The organism is Nocardiopsis listeri, from assembly GCF_020741345.1.
Taxonomy (GTDB): Bacteria; Actinomycetota; Actinomycetes; order Streptosporangiales; family Streptosporangiaceae; genus Nocardiopsis; species Nocardiopsis listeri_A.
This window is the reverse complement of the sequence record NZ_DYZD01000069.1, coordinates 1-17597: the sequence shown is the minus strand read 5'-3', so window position 1 is coordinate 17597 and position 17597 is coordinate 1. Positions and strand designations below refer to the sequence as shown.

Annotated in this window: 18 protein-coding genes and 1 tRNA gene; 11 read left to right on the top strand and 8 right to left on the bottom strand. The window is 69.9% G+C overall.

Annotated features, from left to right (window positions below; translation table 11 throughout):
• Positions 1-812, bottom strand: an 812-nt coding sequence (locus K8V84_RS04570; protein WP_304070802.1) for an ACP S-malonyltransferase, incomplete at its 3' end; no start/stop codon positions are given.
• A gap of 256 nt (positions 813-1068) precedes the next feature.
• Here K8V84_RS04570 and K8V84_RS04565 point away from each other — a divergent pair.
• Entirely contained in the window at positions 1069-2313 is a 1245-nt protein-coding gene (locus tag K8V84_RS04565) for a helix-turn-helix domain-containing protein (RefSeq protein ID WP_304070799.1), read from the top strand.
• A gap of 304 nt (positions 2314-2617) precedes the next feature.
• Positions 2618-3634, top strand: coding sequence for a hypothetical protein (locus K8V84_RS04560; protein WP_304070797.1), 1017 nt, complete (start codon positions 2618-2620; stop codon positions 3632-3634).
• 61 nt (positions 3635-3695) lie between these two features.
• On the opposite strand, the gene K8V84_RS04555 is transcribed toward K8V84_RS04560, so the two are convergent.
• Positions 3696-5357, bottom strand: coding sequence for an alkaline phosphatase D family protein (locus K8V84_RS04555; protein WP_304070795.1), 1662 nt, complete (start codon positions 5355-5357; stop codon positions 3696-3698).
• Between the two features lie 129 nt (positions 5358-5486).
• On the opposite strand from K8V84_RS04555, the gene K8V84_RS04550 reads away from it, so the two are divergent.
• From K8V84_RS04550 to K8V84_RS04530, 5 genes are all read left to right on the top strand, one after another.
• Positions 5487-5897, top strand: coding sequence for a YjbQ family protein (locus tag K8V84_RS04550; RefSeq protein WP_304070792.1), 411 nt, complete (start codon positions 5487-5489; stop codon positions 5895-5897).
• Positions 5898-6085: 188 nt separating this feature from the next.
• Positions 6086-6511, top strand: a complete 426-nt coding sequence (locus tag K8V84_RS04545; protein ID WP_304070790.1) for a DUF3052 domain-containing protein — start codon at positions 6086-6088, stop codon at positions 6509-6511.
• Positions 6512-6590: 79 nt separating this feature from the next.
• Complete coding sequence (locus tag K8V84_RS04540) at positions 6591-7049, top strand: peroxiredoxin (RefSeq protein ID WP_304070788.1); 459 nt, start codon at positions 6591-6593, stop codon at positions 7047-7049.
• Between the two features lie 49 nt (positions 7050-7098).
• A tRNA-Val gene (locus K8V84_RS04535) sits at positions 7099-7172 on the top strand.
• Between the two features lie 169 nt (positions 7173-7341).
• On the top strand, positions 7342-7803 hold the full coding sequence (locus tag K8V84_RS04530) for a DUF1801 domain-containing protein (protein WP_304070785.1): 462 nt from the start codon (positions 7342-7344) through the stop codon (positions 7801-7803).
• Positions 7804-7955: 152 nt separating this feature from the next.
• Here the strand turns inward: K8V84_RS04530 and K8V84_RS04525 are convergent, their stop codons facing one another.
• Positions 7956-8900, bottom strand: a complete 945-nt coding sequence (locus K8V84_RS04525) for a hypothetical protein (RefSeq protein ID WP_304070781.1) — start codon at positions 8898-8900, stop codon at positions 7956-7958.
• Between the two features lie 68 nt (positions 8901-8968).
• Here K8V84_RS04525 and K8V84_RS04520 point away from each other — a divergent pair, with 68 nt between their 5' ends.
• The gene (locus K8V84_RS04520; protein WP_304070777.1) at positions 8969-9625 is read left to right on the top strand and encodes a TetR/AcrR family transcriptional regulator C-terminal domain-containing protein; all 657 of its coding nucleotides are present in this window, start codon (positions 8969-8971) and stop codon (positions 9623-9625) included.
• Between the two features lie 183 nt (positions 9626-9808).
• On the opposite strand, the gene K8V84_RS04515 is transcribed toward K8V84_RS04520, so the two are convergent.
• The 4 genes from K8V84_RS04515 to K8V84_RS04500 form a co-directional block, all read right to left on the bottom strand.
• Complete coding sequence (locus K8V84_RS04515) at positions 9809-10771, bottom strand: alpha/beta hydrolase (RefSeq protein WP_304070804.1); 963 nt, start codon at positions 10769-10771, stop codon at positions 9809-9811.
• A gap of 224 nt (positions 10772-10995) precedes the next feature.
• Positions 10996-11376, bottom strand: coding sequence for a hypothetical protein (locus tag K8V84_RS04510; RefSeq protein ID WP_304070774.1), 381 nt, complete (start codon positions 11374-11376; stop codon positions 10996-10998).
• A gap of 133 nt (positions 11377-11509) precedes the next feature.
• A complete protein-coding gene (locus K8V84_RS04505) occupies positions 11510-12298 on the bottom strand; it encodes an ABC transporter permease (protein WP_304070771.1) in 789 nt (262 codons plus the stop codon).
• Positions 12295-13254 (bottom strand): ATP-binding cassette domain-containing protein, encoded by a 960-nt coding sequence (locus K8V84_RS04500; RefSeq protein WP_304070769.1) that lies wholly within the window; start codon positions 13252-13254, stop codon positions 12295-12297. Before K8V84_RS04500 ends, K8V84_RS04505 begins: the two co-directional genes overlap by 4 nt.
• A gap of 125 nt (positions 13255-13379) precedes the next feature.
• Here K8V84_RS04500 and K8V84_RS04495 point away from each other — a divergent pair, with 125 nt between their 5' ends.
• Both K8V84_RS04495 and K8V84_RS04490 read left to right on the top strand, forming a co-directional pair.
• The gene (locus K8V84_RS04495) at positions 13380-14447 is read left to right on the top strand and encodes a helix-turn-helix domain-containing protein (RefSeq protein WP_304070767.1); all 1068 of its coding nucleotides are present in this window, start codon (positions 13380-13382) and stop codon (positions 14445-14447) included.
• Between the two features lie 409 nt (positions 14448-14856).
• Entirely contained in the window at positions 14857-16068 is a 1212-nt protein-coding gene (locus K8V84_RS04490) for a PP2C family protein-serine/threonine phosphatase (RefSeq protein ID WP_304070765.1), read from the top strand.
• A gap of 9 nt (positions 16069-16077) precedes the next feature.
• Here the strand turns inward: K8V84_RS04490 and K8V84_RS04485 are convergent, their stop codons facing one another.
• Complete coding sequence (locus K8V84_RS04485; RefSeq protein WP_304070763.1) at positions 16078-16878, bottom strand: cyclase family protein; 801 nt, start codon at positions 16876-16878, stop codon at positions 16078-16080.
• A gap of 151 nt (positions 16879-17029) precedes the next feature.
• Between K8V84_RS04485 and K8V84_RS04480 the strand changes: the two genes are divergently transcribed.
• The coding region (locus K8V84_RS04480) for an alpha-amylase family glycosyl hydrolase (protein WP_304070761.1) at positions 17030-17597 on the top strand (568 nt) is incomplete at its 3' end.

Sequence of the window (17597 nt, the reverse complement as noted above, 5' to 3'; positions counted from 1 at the left end):
GTCACGCCGAGGTCGGCGAGGGTCTGCGTGCAGGCGTCCCACCGGACCGGGGAGGAGATCTGCGACACCAGGCGGTCCAGGTACTCCGCGCCGCTGTCGACCACGGCGCCGTCGGCGTTGGAGAGCAGGCGCACGGTGGGGTCGGACGGTTTCGTCCTGGCGGCGGCCTCGCGCACCCGCTCCATGGCCGGGGCCATGTGCTCGGTGTGGAAGGCACCCGCCACCGACAGCGCACGCGTGCGGGCGCGGTGGGGCGGGTTCTCGGCGAAGGCGGCCAACCGCTCGGTGGTGCCCGCGGCCACGATCTGCCCGGAACCGTTGTCGTTGGCGGGGGTGAGCCCCGCGGCCTCGATCGCGGCCAGGACGTCCTCGCGGACACCGCCCAGGACCGCGGTCATGCCGGTCTCGCCGCGCGCGGCGGCGTCGGCCATGCCGCGGCCGCGTTCGGCCACCAGCGCCAGCGCGTCCTTGGGAGAGAGCACGCCGGCGATCGCGGCGGCGGTGAACTCGCCGACGCTGTGACCGGCGACGGCGTCCACGTGGGACGGGTCGGCGGGCAGCGGAGCCTCGGGGCCGGAGAGCTGTTCGAGCATGGCGTTGGCGGTGGCCAACCCCGCGGCGACCAGGAGCGGCTGGGCCACGGCGGTGTCACGGATCTCGTCCGCGTCCGCGGTGGTGCCGTAGCGCACCAGGTCGAGCCCGGCCACCTCCGACCACGAGGCGAACTTCTCGGTCATACCGGGAAGTTCGAGCCACGGGGAGAGGAAACCGGGAACCTGGGCACCTTGGCCGGGAGCAACGATTACAAGCACGACATCAACCTTGCCCTGTAGGAGATCACCAGTTGGATGGGGAGGGACACGAAGTTCGCTCGAACTCGTTTGTAGGGGATCCACAAAACCGGCTCGAGGTCGTCTGCGAGGACCCGGAACCGGTGGAAGAGGTCACCATTTCCGACCGTACGCGCCTGCGCCGAGTGGTGGGCCGACCACCTCCCGGCGAAGGGGTGACCGCCGACACGGGGGGTGAGGCCCCGAACGGGTCGGTGCGGGATGCGAACCTAGGAACGTGAACACCGAAGCCAGGCAACCCGAGGACCACCCGGAGGACGGCGCGGACACGTCGGCCGCCGTCGAACCGGACGAGATCCGTACGGAGACCGTGCGCCGACTGGAGCGCTCCATGGGATCCCTGGGCACCGCCGCCGTGGCCCGGATGGAGGAGCGGCTCGCCTGGTTCCGCAGGATGTCCGCCCAGGACCGGTCCTGGATCGGGCTTGTGGCCCAGTCCGGGGTGGCCGCCTTCGTGGACTGGTTCCGCAACCCGCAACGAGGCCGCCCCGCCATCACCGTAGAGGTCTTCGGCACGGCCCCGCGCGAACTCACCCGTTCGGTCTCCCTCCAACAGACCGTCGACATGATCCGAGTGGTCATCGAGGTGGTGGAGGGACAGGTCGACGACCTGGCGGCCCCCGGCGGCGCCCAGCAACTGCGCGAGGCGATCCTGCGATACACGCGGGAGGTCGCGTTCAGCTCCGCGAAGGTCTACGCTCGCGCGGCCGAGGCCCGAGGAGCCTGGGACGCGCGTCTGGAGGCGCTCATCGTCGACGCCCTGCTGCACGGGGACCGCGAGGACGGTCTGCAGACCTGGGGTTCGGCCCTGGGATGGTCGCACACCCCGGTGATCGCGATCGTCGGCGATCTGGGCGACCGGGACGGCGGCAAGGCCATGGACGACCTGCGGGCCGCCGCTCGACGGTTGGGCCATGACGTGCTCGCCGGACTGCAGGGGAGCCGCGTGGTCGTCGTCGTGGGCGTGGGCGACCGGTACCCGCTGGAGGACCTGCCCGCCGCGGGCGCCGAACCCCTGGCGGGTCTCTTCGGCCCCGGGCCGGTGGTGGTCGGCCCCGCCGTCCCCGATCTGCGCTCGGCCGGGACGTCGGTGCGCGCCGCCGTCCAGGGGTTGCGCGCGGCGGTGGCCTGGCCCGACGCGCCCCGACCGGTGCTCTCCGACGACCTGCTGCCCGAACGCGCCCTCGAAGGCGACACCGAGGCGCGCCGCCAGTTGGTGGAGGAGGTGTACCTGCCTTTGCAGGGGGCCGGCTCCCCACTGCTGGACACGCTCTCGGTATACCTGGAGCACGCGTCCTCACTCGAGGCCACCGCGCGCATGCTCTTCGTGCATCCGAACACGGTGCGCTACCGCCTCAGCCGCATCGCCGAACTCACCGGACACATTCCGTCGGACGGTCGGGGCTCCTTCGTCCTGCGTGTGGCGGTTGCCCTCGGAAGGTTGTCCGAAACCCGATCCTGATCCCTCGCCCGACCGGAATCAGCCAAGGTCGAGACAGCGGCCGAGATCCGTCGTAACCTGATCGTTGCCTGGTAAATCGACTCTCTTATGGAAGTTTCACCAGCGTCGGGTATGTCTGTTACCGACCGTGTGCGCCCGGGGACTACGCGAAAGAGATAGATTTGATACGGGCAGGTTGCGGGTCGAACCGAGAGGCGACGAAAACCCTCGGGCGAGGTTCCCCGCACCGCTCCGTCACGACGTTCTTGGGGGGTCCAACGCAGTGGTCGAGCGACCGAGGAAGAGGTTTCGGGTACTACGCCCGGTGATCGATTTCATTCTGCAGCCCACACAGGAGGGCGAGCTTCGCAGACGGGTCCTGTTCTGGGTCCCGGCTCCGCTTCCTCTTCTGGGGCTGGTCTACCTCCTGGTGGGAGGTACCTTCTCCGCGCCCGGGTGGACGATCCTTCTGGCCGCCAGCGTGGGCGTGGCCTCGCTGTTGTTGGCCACCGTCGTGCAGCCCACACCGCTGCCGGAAGGGCTGGCACCGCCGGTCTCGGCGCGACGGTCCCTGCACCGTTTCCGTCAGTTCACCCAGCTCAGACTGGCCCTGGCGCTGGCCCCGATGGTCATCGGCGCGTGCGCAGCGATCATCGGCGGTGGGATGTACCCGCTGTTCGCCGCACTGCTCCTGGCCTGGCCGCAACTGCTGCTGGCCATGCCCACCTTCTTCACCATCACGCGGGCGCGCCGGGCCATGGAGGCCTGGGGCACCACCGCCTACCTGTGGCACGCTCTGTCGCGTCCGGCCAAGGTGACCTGGCCCATCGCCACGCCCCTGGCCCGTTCCTTCCGTGCCTGGCGCACCGAACGCGCCCGTCGTCTGGCCCAGCAGAAGATCCAGGACCAGGAGCAGGACAAGGCCTGGAAGGACGCCGTGGAGACGGAGCGGGCCAACCCGACCGAGCCGACCAGGCCCGTCGTCGAGGACGACGGGGACAAGGCCCAGGACGGGACGTTGCAGCGCACGCGCAAGCTGCGGGCGCTTCCGGAGGATGACGCGGACAACGAGCCCACGGCTCTCATTCCGCACCTGGAGCAGGCACGGGACGAGTCCGTGAAGGACGAGCCCACCGAGGAACGGGCGAAGAAGGGTGAGGCCGAGAAGGGCGCCTCGGCCGAGTCGGCCGAGAACGAGGTGACGCCCTCTCCCACGGGTCCGGGCGCCACGGTCGGCCGGGCCGCCCGCCAGATCCTGGACCAGGGCGGTGCCCTCGGCCTGGGAGTGCGCAACCGTCGTCGTGGCCATGCCGGCCGCCGACCGCCCTCGCACAAGCCCTAGAACGACCGCCTGTGGTGGTGTCCCGACCCCGGGGCGCCACCACACGTGTGTTCGGCCCCTGTCACAGCTCCACCGAACGTCGGACCTCTGGCAGGGCGGCGTCACCGCCCTGCGGGCAGTTGTACCAACGCGCCCACGCCTCACGGCCGTCGAAGTCCACCTCGCCGATGGTGTTGCCGAAGTAGGGCTTCTCGGCCAACCGCCACCGCAGCGGGCCGCGCTTGACCCCGGACAGACCGGTCATGACCACGCCCGCCAGGTGGAGGGGCGCGCTCGCCGACAGGGCGGCCGCCCGGCGGAAGTTGATCGGCAACTGGTTGCACAGGGCCGAGGAGACCAACTGGGTCACCCGGGAGGTCGTCCTGCCGGAACGGGCGTGTGCCCGCGCCAGGTAGGAGAAGTGCACGTCCCCGCTGAGCAGCAGCACCGTGGCCGGGGCCGGGCCGCGCTCCCCGCGGGCCACCTCCAGGACCGCGTCGGCCAGCCGGTGGAAGGAGTACTGGAAGGCGCCCCAGTGCTCCAGGTCCAGGGCCTGACGCAGTTTCTCCGCCGGTCCCTTCAGGGCCGACCCCCAGGCGCCGCCGCACACGGCCTCGTTCCAGGCCTCCAGATGGTGCACCGCGGGCGGCAGGAGCACGGGCACGGTGGAGGCCACCACGACGTGTTCAGGGCCGCCGGTGAGGTTCTCGTCCAGCCAGGTGTGGCCCTGCGGCCCGAGGATCGACCGAGAGCCGTCCAAGGGGTCGCCCTCGCCCAGCGCGCGGCCGCAACGGGTGTCGGTCACCAACACCCGTACGTCGCCGATGTCGTGCCGGTGGCTCCACCGATAGGAGGAGGGCTCGGCGTGCGCTCGCCAGGCGAAGGAGTCGACCGCCTCGGCGGCGTCCTCCTCGCGTTCGGCGTGGTCCTTCAACTCGGCCCACAAGGGGTCCTTGGATCGATCCTCCGGGGAGAGATTGCCCACGTGCTGGTACACCCAGTAGGCGCCCAGCCCGCTGGTGACCCGTCTTCGCCACCATGGTCGCTCGTCCATGGAGCGACGCCAGGCGGCGGAGGTGTTCCAGTCGTCGCGGATGTCGTGGTCGTCGAAGACCATCAGGGTGGGCACGGTCGACAAAAGCCACCGCACCTGCGGGTCCGACCAGGCCTGCCGATACAGCTCGGCGTACTCGTCGTAGCGGACCACCTCGTCGTCGGGGACGTCGTCGGCGTCGTGTTCGCGCGCCCGTCGCAGGTAGGCGCGCATCGACTCCTGGATCTCGTCGGCGTACACCTGGTCGCCGATGAGCAGCAGCACCAGGTTTCCGTCCACCGGCTCGGTGGCCAGGCGCCGGGCGGTGGCGCGCAGCAGGTCCGGGCCGTAGCGCACCAGCCCCTCGGGGGTGTCACCTGTGGGGGTGTGGCACGACCCGTACAGCAATCGGGTCCGCGCAGCCCGGTCCAGGGTGCGCACGACGCTCGGCGGCATCGGGCTGTCGGGCTCGGGCCAGACCCGGTCCTCACCGAGGAAAACCTCGTAGGAAAGGGTGGCGCCCGACGGCAGGCCCTCGATTTCGCACACGGCGTAGTGATGACCGTGGACCGTGAAGGTCCGCGCGGTGGAGACCATGCCGTTCTCCAACCGAACCCGCACGTCACAGGGGGCGTCGGTCTCCACCCACACCGTAGCTGTGGAAGTTCCCACATGCCGCAGTTGCGGCCCCAGACGTAACGAGACAGTCACCTTTGTCCCTTCTTTCGTTCATGTCCGTGCACGTTGACGACGAGTATGGCCCCTTCGGGAGGGTTCCGTCATCCACAGGTTCACGGCGGATGGTTGCACCCGAGCCCGTGCTGCGCGAAGGTGGGCGCTATGCGGACACAGATCCTTGAGCTGCACACCGGTGGCTCGGAGAGCATCACCGACATCACCGGGCAGTGTGGTGACTTCGTCGCCGAGACCGGCGGCGACGGACTGCTCAACGTCTTCGTCCCGCACGCGACGGCGGGCGTGGCGATCATCGAACTGGGCGCCGGGTCCGACGACGACCTACTCGCATCCTTGGGAGACCTGCTTCCGGCGGACGACCGTTGGCGTCACAAGCACGGCACCAAGGGACACGGGCGATCGCACGTCATGCCCGCTTACGTCGCTCCACAGACCACCGTTCCGGTGGTCGGGGGCAGACTCGAACTGGGTACCTGGCAGTCCATCGCCGTCGTCGACCTGAACGTGGACAACCCCGACCGCAAGGTCCGGCTGTCCTACCTCAATACCGATTAGACGGCGTGGACGGTGCCCGAAGTGTGGCGAGATCGCCGGCGCGTTGACGCGAGAAGGCACTACCGTGTGAACTAGGCCATCAGCGATGGTTACGGACCCACGCGACGGGCGGCGAAAAGCCCGACATCGTTGTGACAACTGCTTCGGCAGACAAGATTGATAAGAACCATCTGTGGAGGAGAACTTTCGTGAGCGCGACCGCGGGCCAGGCACAGAGCGAACGCGGCTTGGCTGACCGACTCGGATTCAAGCCGGGTCAGGTGGTGCAGGAATTCGGCTTCGACGACGATGTCGACGAGGGACTGCGCGCTTCCATCGCCGAACTCACGGGCGAGGCGCTGGTCGACGAGGACTACGACGGCGATGTCGACGCCGCACTTCTGTGGTGGCGGTCCGACGAGGAAGACGACCTCACCGACGCCCTGATGGACACGGTGACCACCATCGCCGACGGCGGGACCATCCTGGTCCTGACCCCGAAGGCGGGACGTGAGCTGCACGTGTCCCCCAACGACGTCGCCGAGGCGGCCAACACCTCGGGGCTGTCCCAGACCAGTGCGGTCAGCATCGGTGAGGAGTGGTCGGGCACCCGCCTGGTCGTCCCCAAGCGGTAACGGGCCAAGACGTGGCAGGGCGCCCGCCACTCGGCGGGCGCCGGCACCGGCCTGTGCGCCGAACCGAACGAACGTGAACATGAGACACATCACCGTGGGCGACACCGCCCCCGCGTTCACCCTTCAGGACCAGTACGGCCAGGACACCACCCTGCCGCGGGGCGGACCCGCGCTGCTGGTCTTCTACCCGTTGGCCTTCTCCGGCATCTGCTCGGGTGAACTCGCCGACCTGAAGGAGAACCACGCCGGGTTCGAGGAGCTCGGCGTCACCGTGCTGGCGGTCTCGGTGGACTCCACCTTCGCCCTGCGCACCTGGTCGGACCGGGAGGACTTCCCGTTCGCGCTGCTGTCGGACTTTTGGCCGCACGGCGCCACCGCCCAGGCCTACGGGGTGTTCGATCCCGAACGAGGAGTCGCCCGTCGAGGAACCTTCCTCATCGATTCCGAGGGTGCCGTCGTCTGGTCGGTCCTCACACCGACAGGGCGGGCCAGGGACGTGACCGAGTACCTTGAGCGGGCTCGGGCCCTGAACGGATAAACCGGGCGCACCCGGCGCCGCGAAGCGGTATGATCTCTCGCGACGCACCGGGCGCGTAGCTCAGTTGGTTAGAGCAATTGCCTTACAAGCAATAGGCCAGGGGTTCGAGTCCCTTCGCGCCCACTTCACTCCGGAACGACCTTGCTCGGGGACTTCGTCCACCTCGCCGGGTCGTTCCGTCGTTTCTTCTGGGGGCGACCCGCCGCGTGTCGATCAGGAATCGAGAAGCCTCGCTCGGCCCGGGTCTTTACCGTGAGAGTCACGACACGGTACGACCGACATGGGGACAGTGATGAGCAGCGCCGAGAACAAGGACACCACGGAGCGGGGACTCTCCGAATGGGAGCGCGCGGCCCTGAAGCAACGGGTCGCGGAGAAGAAGAAGGAGGCCCGCCGGGGTCGTGGCGCGGACAAGGCCGCGGCCGACGCGCGGGACGTACGGGACAAGATCGCCTCGATGCCGGAATCGGACCGTGTATTGGCCGAGCGGGTGCACGCCCTGGTGACGACCGCCGCCCCGGACCTGGCCCCCAAGCTCTGGTACGGCCAACCCGCCTACGCCAGGAAGGGGAAGGTCGTGTGTTACTTCCGAAGCGGGCGGATGGACAAGGAACGCTACTCCACGTTCGGGTTCTCCGAGCAGGCCGCCCTGGACGACGACAGCGGCCTGTGGCCGACGGCCTTCGCGTTGACCGAGCTCAGCGAGGATGCGGAGAAGCGGCTCAGGGCGCTGGTCGAGCAGGCCGTGAGCTGACAGCGGCGACCAGGGGCACGGTCGCCGTCACGCATCCGAATCCGGCTGTCGCCCAGAGGCCGCCGTGATGCCCGGGCCGCCCCGAGACGCGGCGAGGCGAAGTACGTGAGCGCTCTGCCCGCCCGGGGAGACCCGGTCGATCCGGGCGGGCATCAGTCCGGGACGACGACGGCGCGGTCGGGACCCCTGTAGGCCCAGGCCTCGTCGACCCGCGACAGCGGGAAGACCTCCACGGGTGCCACGACCTCGCCCGACGCGACCTTCTCCATGAACACCGGAAGCGCGGCCATGATCTCGGCCATGGGCGCGGAGCCCGCGCCGGACCCCCGCACGGTGAAACGTCGGCTGCGCAGGAGCCCGCCCGGCAACGAAGCGCGTTCTCCGGCCATCGTCCCGATCTCGACGTGCAGGATGTCGGCGTCGTCCTCCCCCAGGCCACGACCTTCGAGCGCGCCCCAGACGGTTTCGGCCGCGCCGCCCCACAGGTAGTCCAGCACGAGGGAAGGCGACGTCCCGGCCAGTGCCTTGCTCACGGCGTCCGGGCCGTCGGCGAGCGGGATCGGGACGCCGCCAAGGTCTTCCACCTTGGCCAGTCTGTCCTTGTCACGGCCCAGGCCGACCACGCGTTCGGCACCGAGGGCGAAGGCGTTCTGCACGGCGATCCGTCCTGCGACCCCCGTCGCGCCGACGACCAGGACGGTGCCGAGGGCTTCGACCTCACGAGCGCGGGCGGTGAGCGGCAGCCACGAACTGATGCCGGGGTTGAGGGCCCCCGCGACCGAGACCGGGTCGGCGCCGTCCGGTAGTGGAAGTCCGATGCGCGCCGCCACGTTCTCGGCCATCGTGCCCCAGGGCGCCCTGACGTCCCCCGCGTAACGGGCCACGCCGTCCTCGCTTCGTGCGACGCAGTCCACGCCGGGGACGAGCGGGTGGACGCCCTCACCGCCGTAGTGGCTGTTCGCGGCGAGAGCGCGCACGATCGGGTGGACGCCGGCGGCGAGCATCCGCAGCTTCGACTCGCCCTCGACCGGCTCGGGATCCGCGAAGTCACCGTACTGTGCGTCCGCGCCCGCGTTGTTGATGATCGCCGCCTTCATGTCCGCTCCTTAACACCGTTAAATAAGGCTGAGTCCAGCCTGTCCTTAACATCGTTAAACTGTCAAGCATGACCAAGGGACTGACGCGGGAGACGATCGTGGACGCCGCGTTCGGCGTACTGGACGACCGGGGCATGGAAGGGCTCACCGTGCGCGCCCTCGCCGAGCGACTGGGGGTGAAGGCACCGGCGCTGTACTGGCACGTGCGCGACAAGCAGGAGCTGCTCGACGAGATGGGCACGCGCGTGTGGACCGGGATCGCGCGCGTCTCCTCCGAGGTCCGGGCGGACGGGGACTGGCGCGGCGCGCTCGCCCAATACGCGCGGGCGGCCAGGCACGGGCTCCTCGCCCATCGCGATGGCGCGCGGGCCTTCAGCGGCACCTACCTCACCGACCCCGAAGTGCTGCGGGACCAGGAGGCCGGTCTGGCGTGGATGGAGTCCCAGGGGTTTCCGGTGCGGGCCACGGCCGACGCCTACGCGATCATCACCGGGTTCGTCGTCGGGCACTGCATCGAGGAACAGGCCCGGTCGCAGTCGACCGACGACCGATACTCGATCGCCGTGCGCGATGAGCGCGTCGGGTCCGAGTCCCACCCCAGGGTCGCGGCATCCGGCAGGAGCATGTTCGCCCGCGACCCGGAAACCGTGTTCGAGGCCCACCTCGCGGTCGTGCTCGACGGCGTCGCGGGACTGCGCTCCGAATCGGGACCTGCCGCGGGGTGAAAGGGGGCGGCCCGGTCGTGGGGTACACGGCCTCCGTAGGGCGCTCGCCCGGGTCTCGTGCTCGATCACGATCGGGCCGAAGCCGCGTGAGGCCGACCTCCCCTCAGCCGAACGGGGTGTCGGGCCCCACGGGCCCACGCGGCGCCTGGGGCTCGCGTGGAGCCGTGGAGAGGGAGGGGCGGATCAGAGGGCGGCGAGGAAGTCCAGCAGGGCCGCGTTGACCTCCTCGGGGCGCTCCTGTTGGGTCCAGTGGCCGCAGCCGGGCAGCGTGAGGTCGGCGTGCAGCTTCGGCACGATGTGCGGCAGCATCTCCCGCAACTCCGGAACGCCCTTCAACGCGGTGACCATGTCCTTGTCGCCCACCACGTACAGTGCGGGGGCCTCGATCCGCAGCCCCTGGAACGCCGCCATCAGCCCCTGGTTGCGGTCGATGTTGCGGTACCAGTTCAGTGGCCCGGTGAAGGCGTCCGGGGCGGAGTAGTCCTCGGCGAACACGGCCAGGTCCGCGGCGGTCAACCAGGCGGGCAGTTCGGGTGGTTCGGGCAGGGAGTCCACCACGCCCGCGCCCTCGGGGACGACCCATGGCACGGGCTCAGGGGAGGGGCCGTCGCCGGAGGCGGTGACCAGCAACCGGCGTAGTGTGGCGGCCGGGTCCGCGGCCAGTTCCGCGTCGGCCCGGCCCGGTTCCTGGAAATAGGCCTGGTAGTAGCGGTCCCCGTAGATCTTTCGGGAGGACTCGACCGAGGGCATGCCCGCCGGCGGCAAGGGCGGCACGCTCAGACCCACCACGCCCCGCACCAGGTCGGGGCGGAGCAGCGCGGTGGTCCACGCGACCGGGGCGCCCCAGTCGTGACCCACCACCACGGCGTCCTCGGCGCCCAACGCGGCGATCAACGCGACGACGTCACCGACCAGATACGGCATGGAGTACTCGTCCACGTTCGCAGCCCGGTCGCTGCGCGCGTACCCGCGCTGGTCGGGGGCGACCACCCGGTATCCGGCCTCGGCCAGCGGGGCGAACTGGTGTCGCCAGGAGTACCAGCTCTCCGGGAAGCCGTGCAGTAGTAGGACGAGCGGGCCCTCGCCCTGCTCGGCCACGTGCAACCGCAGCCCGTTCACTTCGACGTGGTGGTGCTTGAGGTCCATGTCGGTTCCTTTCGCGTCTTCGTGGCCGGCGGAGACCGGTCGGTCCGGGACCCCCGGGCCGGCCAGGTGGCGACGCTGGTTCTTTCGGTGACTTCGGTAGGCCAAGGCCAGGAACGTATACACCATGCCCAGGCTCATGACGGCCGCGCCGAGTGGGTCCGGCCAGAGCGAGAACACCGAGAAACCGCTCGCGGCGAACAAGGACAGGGACGCGGTCAGCACGGTCACCAGGTCGCGGGATCGTCGTTCCGCGAGGTCCGCGGAGAGTACCCGTCGGCGGTGGTCCGGACCCCTTGGTTTCGGTACAGGTGAGAGGCCCAGGCCAGAGGGCCGCCCAGGTGTCGGAGCCTGCCGGTGGAGGCCTCGTTGGGCCACACCGCCGTGTGCGGCGCGATCCGACCCGCGCGCAGAGCCTCCTTCGGCGCCTCGGGGCGAGTGGACGCCAACGGATGCCACAGCCGCCACAGCCGCCACTTTGCGGGCAGATCGTCGTGGCCGGCCTCCCAACGGGCGCGGGTCTTGCCCACGGACGCGCGCAATGGGTGGTCGACGTCGGGGCGGTACGGGTAGGGCGGTGGCGGGTCGCCGCCGTACTCTGGGACCACCCGTGTGCCACCGTCCTCGTGTCGACCACCCAAGGGCCACAACCCCTACCGTTCGGCCACTTTGGATGTTGAGACGAGGCCGAGGGAGGGCCTTCCCGACGGATGCGGACGCACCGACCGGGAAGCACCGGCGTCAGCGTTCACGGTCGAACGCCCACACCGACAACGGGGCGAACACCGCCACCAACCCCGCCGACCAGGCCAGCGTCCAGGTGACGGTGTCCCCGATCGGTGTCCCGGTGAGCAGTGCCCGGGCGGCGTCCATCACGTGGGTGACCGGATTGATCTCCGCCCAGCTCCGCAGCCAGCCGGGCAGGGTCTCCACCGGCGCCGCCATGCTGGTGCCCAGCAGCAGGGGCAGGATCGCGATGAAGGTGAACGCCATGACGGCGGTCTCGTCCCGCATGAGCACCCCCAGGAACACCATCACCCAGCTCAGCGCGAACCCGAAGCCGATAGCCAGGGCGGAGGCGGCGATCGCCGAAACCGCGTCGGTCTCCACCCGGAACCCCATGAGGAACCCGATGGCGAACAGGATCAGCACGGTGATCACGTACCGGACCAGGTCGGCAAGGACCGAACCGAGCAACGGGGCGGATCTGCCGATGGGCAGGCTGCGGAACCGGTCGTAGACCCCCTTCTTCATGTCGATGTTGATGGTGAGCCCGGAGGAGAGCATCCCGGCGATGCCCGCGCCCATCACCAGCACCCCGGGGAACAGGTACTGCAGGTAGGCGTCGGTGGACCCGGACACCGACCCGCCGAACAGGTACACGAACAGGACCATGAAGATCGCCGGGGTCATCACCCCGTTGACCAGGCTCCCCGGATCGCGCAGGGACTTGGCGAGGCTCCGCCGGGCCAGCACGAGGCTGTGCCGGGGCAGGGCCGCGGGTCGCCGGGGCGTGGTGGGGACGCTCATGCGGTCTCCTCCTCGTGGGTGTTCCGAGAGGCGCCGGTCAAGGCGAAGAACACCTCGTCCAGACCCGGCAGGTGCAGGGAGAACTCGGTGACGCGTACGTCCGCCTCGCGCAGGGCACGAGCCAGTTCCCAGGCGGTGGCTTCGCCCTCGACCGGGATGGTCAGGGTGTGGCCGCCCGTGTGGTCGGGCGCGCGGCCGGCGACCCGTTCCATGGCCAGAGCGGCGGTCGGAACACGGGCGGGGTCGGTGGGGCGCAGTGAGACGGCCTGCCCGCCGACCAAGCGTTTGAGCTCGGCCGGGGTGCCGTCGGCGATCACTCGGCCGTGGTCGATCACGGCGATGGTGTCGGCCAGCGTGTCGGCCTCCTCCAAATACTGGGTGGTGAGCAGGACGGTGGTGCCCTCGGCGGTGAGGTCGCGGACCATGCGCCACAGCTCCTCGCGTTTGCCCGGGTCCAGGCCGACCGAGGGTTCGTCGAGGAAGACCACGTGGGGTCGGCCCACGAGTGAGGCCGCCAGATCCAGCCGGCGCCGCATCCCTCCGGAGTAGGTGGAGACCGGGCGTCGGGCGGCGTCGGTGAGCTCGAACCGTTCGAGGAGTTCGTGGGCGCGATCGGTGGCCCCGGCCCTGCCGAGGTCCAGGAGCCGACCGATGAGGACCAGGTTGGCCGGGCCGGTCAGCTCCTCGTCGAGCATGGAGCCCTGCCCGGTGAGCCCGATGAGTCGGCGAACCCGGGCCGCCTCGCGGACCACGTCGTGCCCGCCGACGGTGGCGGTGCCCTCGTCGGGACGGGCGAGGGTGGCCAGGATTCGGATGGCGGTGGTCTTGCCCGCCCCGTTGGGTCCAAGGACGCCGAGGACGGAACCGGGTCGGGCCGACAGGTCCACCCCGGCCAGCGCGGTGGTCCTCCCGAACCGTTTCACCAGCCCCCGGGCCTGGAAGGCGTGGTCGGTCATGGTTCCTCACTCGCTTTCGCAGCAGTGCTCAATTTCAAATGATGTTGCCATCTGAATGATAAAGGTATCCGAGTGCTGGAGGTATCTCAACGTAGGATGGGTGTCACACCGCGGCTAGGAGGACGATGGTTCGGCTCAACAGGGCCCAACAGCAGGAACGCAACCGGGCGAAGGTGCTCGCCGCGGCCCGTGAGGAGTTCGCCGAACACGGCTTCCGCGGCACCGGCGTCGACCGCATCGCCGCGCGCGCCGAACTCACCCGCGGGGCCGTCTACTCCAACTTCCCGGGCAAGCGCGCGCTGTACTTCGCCGCCCTGGCCCAGGCCGCCGAAGAGGCCCCGCCGGGGAAGGTCGGCGTCACCACCGTCGAACGGGCCCTGGGTGACTTCGCCCGCTCCTGGGTGGCCCGACTGCCCATCGGTGGCGACGAACGCGCGGGCGCCGACGTCATGGCCGAGATCACCGCCGACGCCAGGGTGAGCGCGACCTTCGCTCGACTCACCATGTTGGAGTCGGTCCTGCTCGGCATGGCCCTGGAACACCTGGCCCCGGGCGGTCGCCGCGTCCGGGTGGCGCAGAGCGTGCTCACCACGCTGCACGGGGCCGGGCGGCTCGCCGCCGCGGCGCCCGGTTTCACCGACCCCTTCACGGTCATCCGTGCCTGTGAGCACCTGGCCGGACTCGACCTGGAGGACGCCTGGCCGCTGCCGCACATCGCCCACGTCCCACCCGCTCGGGCCGCGAACGAACCCTGGGCGGCGCCCGCCGGGTTCGACCTGCTGACCCGTGAATCGGTGACGGTGGACGCCGGGATCGTGGTGGTGCTCGGGCCGCACCGTCTGGAGGCGTTGGAGGAGGCCCTGCGCTCCGCACCCGAGGGTGTGCCGGTCACCCTGGTGCCGGTCACCGATGATCCGGGCGAACTCCTGCCGCTGATCCGGCTGGTCGTCGCCGAACTGCGGTGTCACCTGTCCCGGGCCTTCCCGGCCCGGTCGTGGCCCCGGGCGCGGATCGTGCTGGAGCCCGGCGTCGCCGCCGCGGCCGGCGTGGTCGACCCGGGCGCGGAGACCGAGTCCGCGCTGTCGCTCGAAGGCGGCCGGATCGTCGCTCGGGCCGAAGGGCGGGGCGCGGGCCACGCGGTGGCCGCCTTCGCCGCCGACGTCGTGCGGGCGGGTGGGGCGATCGAGGGCTGAGCGAACGTTCGTTCCGAGTGGTCCCGGTCGGGCCGGTTCGGGTCGGAGGAGCGCTCGGCCTCCGTCAGGGCCGGGACGACGCCCGCGTCCAGTAGGGCGTGCGTCGTCTCCGCCTGTGCGTCGTCCAACCCCAGGTCCCGATCGCGCGGATGGGACGGCAACCGTGCCAGGGGCCCGGGTTCCTGTGCGGATCGTGGTGGTCGAAGGCGACGTTCACGGTGTTCCTTCCCGGTGCCGGGAGCGGTTTCGCGCCCTCGGTGAGTCAACCTGGGTTGACATTTCCGGAAAGTCAACCAAAGTTGACTCCCGTTGGGGGTATATGCCTTCGAACCACTCAAGGACACGCGAGTGGGAACACCGGGTGACGAAACGTTCCGGTGTGACACTGAATGTTGCGGGAGGTGCGGGCGTGGACGATGTGATTCCGCTCAGCGAGGGTGAACTCCTCTTCGAGGAACTGCTCAGGTCCGTGCACGCGTGCGGACCCATCGAAGTCCTGGAGGCCGCTGACCGCTATGGCACCGCCATCGGGCTCGGCAAGATCACCGTTCACCTGGTCGACCTGCAACAACACCTGCTGGTGCCGCTCACCGGCGGGCCCATCCTCGACATCGACGGCACCGTCGCCGGGGAGGCCTACCGGCACGACACCCTGCGGCTCGCCGAGGGCGGTGGTGACGAACTCAGCCTCTGGCTCCCCCTCAAGGACGGAGCCGACCGCATCGGGGTCCTGCACATCCGCACCTCCAGGCTGGACGAACCCACCCTCCGCCGCTGCCAGACCCTCGCCGCGCTATTGGCCCTGGTCATCACGTCCAAGCGCGCCTACAGCGACACCTACGTCCGCCGCACCCGAGCCCGGCCGGTGCGGTTGCGCACCGAGATGCTGCGGGCCTTCCTTCCGCCGCGCACCCTCGGAACCGCACGTGGGATCTCCACCGCCGTCCTCGAACCCGCCTACGAACTGGGCGGCGACGCCTTCGACCACTCCATCACCCGCGACACCCTGCACGCCGTCATCCTCGACGCGATGGGACATGACCTCGCCTCCGGGCTGACCGCGTCGGTGGCCATGGCCGGCGCTCGCAGTGCCCGTCGTAGCGGCGCCGAACTGAGCGAACTCACCGCCGGCGTGGAGAAGGCGCTCATCAACTGGCTGCCCGAACGATTCTGCACGGCGGTCTTCGCCGACCTGAACCTGTCCACCGGACTGTTCACCTGGGCCAACTGCGCGCACCCGGCCCCGCTGCTCATCCGCGGCAGACGCCTGGTCCCCGGGGCCATGGACCGCCCGCCCGAACTGCCGCTCGGGCTCGACGGTGTCATCCCCGACACCCCTCCGCGCGCCGTTCATCAGATGGCCCTGGAACCCGGTGACCAGGTGCTGCTCTACACCGACGGTGTCATCGAGGCGTACGACACCGACGGGCGCATGTTCGGTCTGGAGCGCTTCGCTGAATTCGTCACCAGGGCCGCCTCCGCAGACGAGCCGGCACCGGAGACGTTGCGACGGTTGATCCATTCCATCCACACCCACCAGCGTGACGGTTTCACCGACGACGCGACCATCATGCTGCTGGAGTGGACCCCCGACCCGAAGATTCCCCCATTCCGGAACTGATCGACCCTCTCACCACAGCGCGAGTACCCGACTGGGCCCGCCCGAGGCGTCCAGGCCGGGCAGTACCCCCACGGTGAGCGTCGCGCCCACGGGTGGCAGCCGGTCCAACCCGGTCAGTGCCTCCAACCCCCACCGGTCGGCGCGGCCGATCGCCTCGTGGGCGGGGAAGTCGGTCGAGTTCCCCGGATCGCTGCTCAAGGTGTCCACCCCGAAACCGGCCACCGAGCGCCGATCCACCAGGAACTCGCACACCTGTGGTGAGAAACCGGGGAAGTGTCGGGCACCGTCCTCGTCCAGGCCCCGCACCGCCGTGTCGCCCTCGGCCCACTTGGCGCTCCACCCCGAACACATCAACACCGCCGCGCCCTCGGGGACCGGACCGTGTTCGCGCTCGAACGCGAGCACGTCGTCCACCTCCACGGTGGTGTCGGGGTCCTGCGCCGCGCGCTCCCGGATGTCCAGTACCACCGCCGGCACGACGAGCTCCTCGGGTGCGATGTCGGGCACCAGTCGCCCGCCGCCGATCACGTGTCCGGGCGCGTCCAGGTGGGTCCCGGTGTGCTCGGTCAAGCTCCACCGCTGCAGGTAGAACCCGAACTCACCGTCCGGTGCGGGCGGGCTCAACGTCTCACGGGCCGGTTTCACCTCGTCCCAGGACGGCATGTCGGGGGAGATGGTGTGGCTGAGGTCCACCACCCGCCCGAATCCGCCGGGCCACGAACGCGCGTCCGAAGGCCGCGTCGACGCGGGACCGGTCGCGACCCCTTCCGTGCGCGAACGAACGGTCTCACCGGTTCCGTGTAGACACATGGGTCCTCCTGCTGCCTCGAGTGGTCCGGACCGGGATATTCCCGGTGAACCACCCGCTTCAACCGGATTCTCGTTCCGGGTGGCCGTTCCCCTCCCGCTCGGGCGGTCGGACCGATTGAATGGTCGCAACGTCCAGTGGGGGAGGAAGCCCATGCCCGAGGCCGGTGCCGAGTGGTGGAAGTCCAGTGTCGTCTACCAGATCTACCCGAGCAGCTTCAACGACAGCAACGGTGACGGGATCGGGGACCTGCCCGGGATCATCGACAGACTCGACTACCTGAAGCTGCTGGGGGTGGACGTGGTGTGGCTGTCCCCGGTCTATCCCTCCCCGTGGGAGGACAACGGGTACGACATCAGCGACTACACCGACATCGACCCGCGATTCGGCACCCTCCAGGACTGGGACCGGCTACGGGACGGGCTGCACGAGCGCGGCATGCGCCTGGTGATGGACCTGGTCGTCAACCACACCAGCGACCGGCATCCCTGGTTCACCGCCTCCCGGGAGGGTGACCACGACAAGCGGGACTTCTACTTCTGGCGTCCCGGTCGCGACGGCGGCCCGCCCAACAACTGGGGTTCGGTGTTCTCCGGCCCCGCCTGGACCTACGACGAGGGTCGGGGAGAGTACTACCTCCACCTGTTCAGCCCCTCCCAACCCGACCTGAACTGGGAGAACCCGAAGGTGCGTTCGGCCGTGCACGAGGTCGCCCTGTGGT